This window comes from Amycolatopsis sp. NPDC102389 (assembly GCF_044765885.1).
In the GTDB taxonomy this organism is placed as follows: domain Bacteria; phylum Actinomycetota; class Actinomycetes; order Mycobacteriales; family Pseudonocardiaceae; genus Amycolatopsis.
Window position 1 is genome coordinate 12425 of record NZ_JBIWKX010000103.1, and the last position, 2735, is coordinate 15159.

Here is a 2735-nt window from a genome sequence, read left to right on the forward strand (position 1 = left end):
CCCACCCCCCCCCCCCCCCCCCCCCCCCCCACCAACAACACCTCAAAACCCCCCCCCCCCCCCCCCCCCCCCCCCCCCCGCCCCGGCGCCCCCCCCCCCGCCCCCCCCCCCCCCCCCCCCACGGCCGGTTTCCGAGGAGATCAGCACTCGCCCGGTGTTCGCAAGGCGGAACAGGGCCTGCTCACATTTCGCGGTCGCGCATGATCCACCTCCCTTTCGACCGGCGCACCGGTGGGGAACGGGCGCGTTCTCGCCCAGTTTGCGGGCACTCTTCGCACCTCCGCACACCCGGTGGCCGTGTTGTGACCCAGGTAATGGGAAGGTTGTGGCACGATCTGCCGCGAAGCGGGGAGAAAGGTGCTTCTGGTGACCGAGAATTCCGGTTCGGCCAGATCCGGGGAGACCGGGAAAGCACGCGCGGAACCGAGACCGGTTTCGATGGCCGCGTTGACGTTCGGCCGCGCATTGCGGCAACGGCGCCAGGCCCGGGGGCTGGCGTTGCGCGATCTTCAGAAACTCGCCTATGTCGACAAAAGCCTCATCAGCCGCGTCGAACGCGGGCTCACGCCGCCGAGCGCGGAATTCGCCGAAGCCTGCGATCGCGCGCTGGGTGCGGGCGGCACGTTGATCGTGCTCGCCGAGGCCGCCCGCGCGGAACCGTATGTGCATCTTCCCCCGCCACCTGATCATTTCGTCGGCCGCGAAGAACATTTGGCGCTACTGGACGAAAAAGTCTTCACCGAAACGGCCAAAGTGGTCTTCGTCGCCGGGCCGCCCGGGGTCGGGAAGACCGCGCTGGTGCTGAATTGGGCGAACCGGCGCCAAGAGGAGTTCGACTGCGTCCTCTGGTCGGATCTGCGCGGCTACGCGGCGGGTGATCCCGCGCAACCCGCCGACATCCTCGACGACCTCCTGCGCTGCGTCGGTGTCCGCCCCGACCGGGTCCCCGGCGAGGAGCACATGCGGCTCGCGCTTTTGCGTGGCCTGTTGCGCGGCCAGCGCACGCTCGTCGTCCTGGACAACGCGCTCGACTCGCACCAGGTGCGGCCGGTACTGCCCGGCACCCCGGACACCACCGTGCTGATCACCAGCAGGCGACGGCTGTCCGGGCTGGTCGTCGGCAGCGGCGCGGTCCAGGTTTCCTTGGAGCCACTGCAAGATCTCGAAGCGACGCGGCTCATGGCCGACCTCATCGGCGACGAACGCGCGGCGGGCGATCCCGAAGGCGTCGGCAGGCTCGTCCGGCTGTGCGCGGCGCTGCCACTCGCGGTGAACATCGCCGCCGAACGGGTCGCCACCCATCCCCATCAGAGCGTCGGCGACCTCGCCCGTGAACTCGTCGCCGAGGGGCGGCGCCTGGAACTGCTCGCGGTCGACGACGACACCGTCGGGGTCAGGGCCGCCTTCAGCTGGTCGTACCGCGCGCTGGAGGCCGACACCGCCCGCATGTTCCGGCTGCTCGGTCTCCATCCCGGCCCGCGGTTCACCGCGGACGCGGCGGCCGCGCTCGCCGGACTGCCCGGACACGACGCGCGACGGCTGCTCGACAAACTCGTGCACGCGCATCTCGTCCAGCAGGTCGGCGCGCAGTACTACCGGTTCCACGACCTGCTTCGCGTCTACGCCGCCGAAGAGGCCACCGCCGCGCGTTGGCGGGACGAGCGGCAGGCCGCGGTCTCCCGGCTGACCCACTGGTACCTGTACGCGGCCAACGCCGCGAGCTGGACGCTGACCCCGGCCCGCGATCACCACATCGATCTGGGCCCCGCACCCGAAGGCGTGGAGCCGCTCCGGTTCGCCACGTTCGACGAGGCCTACATCTGGTGCGCGTCGGAGATGCCGAGCATCACCGGCGTCGCCCGGCTGGCACTGGACCACGGGCTGTACGAGATCGGCTGGCGGCTGCCGGTGGAACTGTTCGACTACCACCTGCTCGGCAGGCCGTGGCAGACGTGGATCTCCAGCCACGAGGTGGCGATCGAGTCCGCGAAGGCGGGCGGCGACCTCGGCGGGCTGGCGTGGTCGGCGATCAACCTCGCCGAGGCGCACCGGCGGCGCGGCGACCTCGGCCGCGCGCGCGAACTGTTCGGTCAGGCCGTCGAGATCGCCGAGGAGATCGGCGAGAACCCGAGCCTCGGCTGGGCGCTGGTCGGGCTCGGCAACATCGCGCACGAACGCGAGGACTACGCCGAAGCCGTGCGGCTCGCCGAACAGAGCGTGGAGGTGAACGCGCGGATCGGGTACCAGCTCGGCGAAGCGACCGCACGCGTCCATCTCGGCCGCGCCTACCGCGACCTCGGTGAACGGGACTTGGCCCTGGAACACGGTCTGCGCGCCTTCGACGCCTACGCGAAGGACGCGGACCAGCACGGGATGGGCTTCGCGCTGGTGCCGCTCGCCAGGACCTGCCGCCGGTTCGGCGATCTGGAACAGGCGCTCGGGTACTGCGAACAGGCGTTGACCGCTTACCGGAACTGCGGTGACGTCTGGGGGCAGGCCGACGCGCTCGACGAACGCGGCTGCGCGCTGGCCGCCCAGGGACGCACCGGCGACGCCATGGCCGTCTGGCGCGACGCGCTCCAGCTCGTCATGGATCTCGACGACCGGAAGGCGAACGTGTTGCGGGGCCGCCTCGAAGGCGCGGTCTAGGCGGTGGTCTCCCCACCCAGGTGTCGGGGGAGACCACATAGGGGTTAGAGAAAGAGGGGCAAATGGGTTTTGGGACGGGTCCCGCG

Annotated in this window: 1 protein-coding gene; it reads left to right on the forward strand. The window is 70.9% G+C overall.

Going from position 1 to position 2735, the window contains the following annotated elements:
• Positions 1–366 precede the first annotated feature (366 nt).
• On the forward strand, positions 367–2649 hold the full coding sequence (locus ACIRGA_RS39745) for a tetratricopeptide repeat protein (RefSeq protein ID WP_400952265.1): 2283 nt from the start codon (positions 367–369) through the stop codon (positions 2647–2649).
• The last annotated feature ends 86 nt before the right edge of the window (positions 2650–2735 follow it).